Source organism: Aestuariivirga sp., from assembly GCF_037139295.1.
In the GTDB taxonomy this organism is placed as follows: domain Bacteria; phylum Pseudomonadota; class Alphaproteobacteria; order Rhizobiales; family Aestuariivirgaceae; genus Aestuariivirga.
On record NZ_JBAXGR010000162.1, the window covers coordinates 1 to 5,087 of the forward strand.

Below are 5,087 nucleotides of genomic sequence, written 5' to 3' on the forward strand. Positions count from 1 at the left end.
GCGGCAACACGGCCGTCAACAACACCAACATCGACGTGCGCGTGGTGCTGCAGGACAGCCGGCCGCCGGAAGAGCTCGATAACCGCGATCTCGTGCGCCGCATCGACGTCTACCGCGACGTGGTGACGGATGACCGCTACGACGCCGAGCAGCGCATGATGTGGCAGCGCCAGATGGAGGCCGACCGCCGCTATCTGCGCCGCCAGATGATCGACGAACGCCGGCAGCGCGAGGCCCGCCTGCGGCAGGGCGGCCAGCAGTTCAACTATGACGTCCAGGACCGCTACGCGCCCGGCTTCGACGTGCCGGACGACGTGTTCGCGGCGGAGGCCGACGACAGCGAACTGGCTGGCGTGCTGGCCGCCCCGCCGCGCCGCGCCATCGAGCGGCGCTACACGGTGGACGACATCGAGCGCTATCCCGATGCCCGCGATGCGATGGCGCGGATCGAGATCGACACGGTGCACTTCGGCTTCGGCGAGGGCTACCTGCGCGAGGAGGAGATCGACAAGCTGGACCGCATCGCCTCCATCCTCGAGCGCATCCTCGCGAGCCACCCGGACGAGGTGTTCCTGATCGAGGGCCACACCGACGCCGTGGGCTCGGACGCCGCCAACCTGCGGCTGTCGCGCGAGCGCGCCCGGGCGGTGAAGGAGGCGCTTGCCACCTATTACGTGATTCCGCCTGAAAACCTGCGGACGGTGGGGCTGGGCGAGCGCTACCTGAAGATTCCGACGAGCCAGCCCGAGGCCGAGAACCGCCGGGTTTCGCTGGCCCGCATCACCCCGCTTCTGGGGCATGCCAACTAGGCCGGGAGCCAAAGCTTGCCATGAGGCCGGGCCGCCGCTATACGGCGGCCCGATCCCTTTAATAAGACCAAGCACAGAACGAGGACTTTCATGGCCATCGAACGCACCTTCTCGATCATCAAGCCGGACGCGACGCGGCGCAACCTGACGGGCGCCATCAACGCCAAGATCGAGGGCGCTGGCCTCCGCATCGTCGGCCAGAAGCGCGTCAAGTGGACCAAGGCCGACGCCGAGGCTTTCTACGGCGTCCACAAGGAGCGCCCCTTCTTCAACGACCTCGTGGCCTTCATGATCTCGGGCCCGGTCGTCGTGCAGGTGCTGGAAGGCGAGAACGCCGTTGCCAGGTACCGCGAAGTGATGGGCGCCACCAACCCGGCCAACGCCGCGGCCGGCACCATCCGCAAGGAATTCGCTGAATCGATCGAGGCCAACTCGGTGCACGGTTCGGACTCGGCCGACAATGCCAAGATCGAGATCGCCCAGCTCTTCAAGCCCGAAGAAATCGTCGGCTAAGGACCAGAGCCCATGTGGGTCGCCCTCTACGTTGCCGCGATCGTCGCCGTGAACTGGATGTTCACGGCGATTGCACCGTGGTCGACGCCGCTGGGCGACCTCTATCTCGCCAATGTGGTGGTCGGCTTCATCTTCGTGCTGCGCGATTATGCCCAGCGCGAGATTGGCCACTATATCCTCTTCGCCACGGCGGCGGCGGGTGTTCTCACCTGGTTCATGGTGGACCCGGTGATCGCCGCGGCCTCCATCACCGCCTTCATCCTGTCGGAGACGGCGGACTGGGGCGTCTATTCCTTCCTGCGCCGCCCGCTCTCCCAGCGCATCCTCATCTCCGCGATGATCGCCGTGCCGCTGGACACGCTGGCCTTCCAGTATCTCGCGGGCTACCTCACGCCTGCCGCCTTCATGACGGAAGTGGTGTCGAAGGGCTTTGGTGTGCTGATGGTGTGGTACATTCTGCGTGCGCGTGACCGGAAGCTGCGCATCACCACGGCCTGAGTGGCAGCCGATCTCCATCAGGGCCCGTCACGCGCCGCCCGCGTTGGCGGGCTTTTCATTTTGCCTTTCCTTTTCCTTCGCGGCGCGCTCCGCCATTTCACGGGCGGAGTTGGCCTGGTCGGCGGCGCGCAGCATGTCATAGAGGGCCTTGTGGCGGCGCTCGAACAGCGGTGTTCCGGGTTCGGCCACCTTCACCACCTTGCCCGGCGGGCGGCTGGCGATGATTTCCGCGCCGATGCGGTCGATCTTCCGGGCCAGCGCGGTGTAGAAGGCCTCGCGCGTCTCGTGCAGGCGGCGGCAGGGGTCTTTCTCGGTTGGGTGCTGGCAGGCGCCGCCGCGGCGGCAGGCGGGCAGCGGGCAATGGGGAAGTGGTTCCTCGCGTTCAACCCACGCGCGGTTCAGCATGTGACCTCCATGTTCTGATGACTATGTGTGAAAGCCGTCACGGCGGCGGGCGCCCGCGGGGCCGAGCCCCGCGAGCGCCCATGCGCGGCGGAGGAAGGGAGTGCCGGACCGGGCGCTCACGCAATCCAATTGGGAAAATGGCGCGATGCGCCCGTTGCGCCGGAGTGGCGGGAAGGGCCGGACAGGCCCCCCACTGGAGGCCAGCCCCGGCCCGCTTGCGCGGCGGCGCGGCGTTTGTCGCTAAGGGCAGGCGCTTGCGTACCGTTCCCGAGGAACGTGTCGCCTTGCCTGAGGCGCGGAGGTCGTAATGCCCCCGGGTCCCACCCGTCGCGCCCGGGACGGGGGCTTGCGTAATCCCCCCGCCGCAGGTGCCGCCGGCCATTCCGCAATTTCGAGACGCTGTCGACATCGTCCCCTCCTCTTGGAACAGCCGTGAGAGGATAGATAGCATAGAGTAGGAAGAAAGTCAAGAAAGAAAATTCCTAATCCATCAGGATGCTTCAGCGTCTTGCTTTGACATTCGAAGTGCCTTCCCGATCGCGCGCCGTGCATTCTGCAGTGCATCTAGGTAATCGTCTGCGGCCATACTCAGGCTCTCGGGTGATGATGCACTGTCAATGGCCTTCTGATCCCATTCCTTGTTCAGCTGCTTGGCAAGTGCATAAACAACCGCGCGTCCCACTTTCAGTACGATTGTCTTTTCAGCATGCTGCTTCGCAAATGACCTCATCAATTCCACGTCTGACGCACTAGCGTATTCTGTCTCCAGCACAACACGCATCGCATCTACGGAAGGATACAGTACGTTGACAAAAAGGGTGTTCGGCTCAGTCACGTAACGCGCGGCTCTCCCTTGAAGTCCCTTCTCCGCAATTTCACTGTCCGTCCTTAGAAGAATGATTTCGGGCGCCCGCTCTAAGTTCTTGAAGACTTCCGCTTTCACCGCTCCAGTCGGCAGAACTGAAAGATCATCCGGTTCCCTGCGTCTATCCATGCCGTCTCGACCATCGCTTTCTCCTCGACTCACATTACTGCCAGAACCAGGTCCCCGTTCCACATGGAGGCTCCCTACATCCACAACGCGCGGTGAAACTCTTTGCACTCGTAAACTGTTGAGAAGTTTTTGGAGTTCGTCTCGTATTTCATCGCTCGTTGTCTCGTCGGGCGCAAAGCTCTTGATTACATCGAGCAGCCATGTGGGTCGGTTATCCCGCACGATCTCTGCAAAGTGAGTGCTCTCCGCCTTGGCCTGTTCCCCAGACGTATATCTCAGGAACTCTCTGTAGGCCTCGGGAATGACAGGAAAGGACTCCGGGATCTCTATGTGTATGGAAATGTGTTTAGCGCCAAATGGTACACCAAAAATCGGAGCGTCAAATTGCCATTTCCTGCCTTTTCTCAAGTCATACATTTCATTCTTATAGATGATCGCGCAGGTGCTCACATCTGACGCCACGGCACCACCAATCGACTTGTTATGCCCCGCTCCTGTATCCTTCCCGTAGGGCGGATCATACAGGTAGTGAACCTTTATGCCGTTCTCTATCTCGACGGTTTCGGTGCGCTCAAAGAAACGTGGTGCTCGAGTCGGTATCGTCTCGAAGGGGCGGGTGCCATCAAGCTTATGTGCGCCTGGGCGAAGGTTTACTCTCAGACCTTCAGGTAGTCGATAGAAGCGGTGGTATAGGTAAGTGGCGAGCCACTGCACGTCCTGCTTTGGATCGCCATTGTAAGGGTCCGAGACAGTGTCCTGATCCATCTGGTTCCCGTACAGAACAACTTCCGTCCAGTCCGAATCGACTGATCGCCCGTCTTGCTTGGCCAGGTCTGTGACATCTACGACTTCGTGATATTCATCTGATTCCGGCATCTGTCGACGAAGTCGACCATAAATGCCGTCCCGTTTGCACAGCATAACCTCGTGAACTCTACCGTTCTTGCAGGAGCGGTAGCGCAGCCCGACTTGGTTCTGTGGCAGTGAAGCAACCTTTGCACCCATGCCAAAGTTTCCCGTTAGGCTCTTCTCCTTGCCAATTGACGCAGCTATGTCGCACATGTGAAGCAATTCATTCGCATCCATGCCGCGACCAGTGTTGTGGATGTAGAGTTTTCGGGTGCTAGCGAAGGGTAGGGCGCCTATTTCAATCCGCCGATCCGCTGGATCGACGGTCACCGTCGCCTCTACAGCATTCATCATAAGTTCGCGTATCATCATCGTCTTTGGGCAACGTTCGATCATTGTTGCCACGATGAATGCTTCGTCGCTCACCTGAAGCGGGGAGATGTTTCCGATCATGAACGCTCCTAAAGCTTGAATCCTGAAGATGAACGACCTTGAGAGCTGTCGAACCTGCTTTCGACTGCCTGCACTGCATCGCGAAGTGCCTTCACGATCTTTTTGATCTCGCTCTCCTCAAATTCATATACTTGTTTATTTGACAGATTGCCGATCCGACCGATCGCATCCAATGCTTTGTTCGTGCGGCTCTCGGCAAGTTCGCGGAACTTTGCTCTTTTCGAGCTATACCCCGCACTTTCCTTTGCCGAAGTTTTCTCAGAGTTTGCAGCCATGTTGAATCTCCGTGTGCGGAAATCAGATAGTCTTGATCGAATTTGGGTTCAACGGATATCGTTTAAAAATGAGCAATATTGCACGAAAAAAAGTTGAGAGTGGAATAAATGTCGTAATAATAATGGGTTACGGAGGCGCCTGTAATGTCTCCGATCTTCAGAAAGCCCACGTATTTGGCGCTAGGGTGGGGCGCGCGTTCATTTGCTTTGACGTTCACCTCGCCCGGACTTGATCCGGGCGTCTTTTTTGGCGGGGCGGAAGAGGATGCCCCGGTCGGGCCGGGGCAAGGT

General features: G+C 59.8%; 7 protein-coding genes. 3 read left to right on the top strand and 4 right to left on the bottom strand.

Translation table 11 applies throughout. The features are described 5' to 3' along the window. From WCJ41_RS20015 to WCJ41_RS20025, 3 genes are all read left to right on the top strand, one after another. Positions 1-809: OmpA family protein (locus WCJ41_RS20015; RefSeq protein WP_336907603.1), on the top strand; the 809-nt coding region annotated here is incomplete at its 5' end. A gap of 90 nt (positions 810-899) precedes the next feature. Then, positions 900-1,322: a nucleoside-diphosphate kinase gene (ndk, locus tag WCJ41_RS20020; protein ID WP_336907604.1), complete on the top strand. Its 423-nt coding sequence runs from the start codon at positions 900-902 to the stop codon at positions 1,320-1,322. Positions 1,323-1,334: 12 nt separating this feature from the next. Beyond that, positions 1,335-1,820, top strand: coding sequence for a VUT family protein (locus WCJ41_RS20025; protein WP_336907605.1), 486 nt, complete (start codon positions 1,335-1,337; stop codon positions 1,818-1,820). A gap of 27 nt (positions 1,821-1,847) precedes the next feature. On the opposite strand, the gene WCJ41_RS20030 is transcribed toward WCJ41_RS20025, so the two are convergent. The 4 genes from WCJ41_RS20030 to WCJ41_RS20045 form a co-directional block, all read right to left on the bottom strand. Beyond that, positions 1,848-2,225: a hypothetical protein gene (locus WCJ41_RS20030; protein ID WP_336907606.1), complete on the bottom strand. Its 378-nt coding sequence runs from the start codon at positions 2,223-2,225 to the stop codon at positions 1,848-1,850. Between the two features lie 490 nt (positions 2,226-2,715). Further along, positions 2,716-4,521, bottom strand: a complete 1,806-nt coding sequence (locus tag WCJ41_RS20035; RefSeq protein ID WP_336907607.1) for a hypothetical protein — start codon at positions 4,519-4,521, stop codon at positions 2,716-2,718. Between the two features lie 8 nt (positions 4,522-4,529). Beyond that, a complete protein-coding gene (locus WCJ41_RS20040; protein ID WP_336907608.1) occupies positions 4,530-4,796 on the bottom strand; it encodes a hypothetical protein in 267 nt (88 codons plus the stop codon). A gap of 62 nt (positions 4,797-4,858) precedes the next feature. Continuing rightward, positions 4,859-5,087 (bottom strand): hypothetical protein (locus WCJ41_RS20045; RefSeq protein WP_336907609.1); only part of this gene is annotated, 229 nt, incomplete at its 5' end.

What these genes read in the sequence shown, in the direction of transcription:
- ndk (WP_336907604.1), top strand. Translation starts at nt 900, where the DNA reads ATGGCCATCGAACGCACCTTCTCGATCATCAAGCCGGACGCGACGCGG.
- WCJ41_RS20030 (WP_336907606.1), bottom strand. Translation starts at nt 2,225, where the DNA reads ATGCTGAACCGCGCGTGGGTTGAACGCGAGGAACCACTTCCCCATTGC.
- WCJ41_RS20035 (WP_336907607.1), bottom strand. Translation starts at nt 4,521, where the DNA reads ATGATCGGAAACATCTCCCCGCTTCAGGTGAGCGACGAAGCATTCATC.
- WCJ41_RS20025 (WP_336907605.1), top strand. Translation starts at nt 1,335, where the DNA reads ATGTGGGTCGCCCTCTACGTTGCCGCGATCGTCGCCGTGAACTGGATG.
- WCJ41_RS20040 (WP_336907608.1), bottom strand. Translation starts at nt 4,796, where the DNA reads ATGGCTGCAAACTCTGAGAAAACTTCGGCAAAGGAAAGTGCGGGGTAT.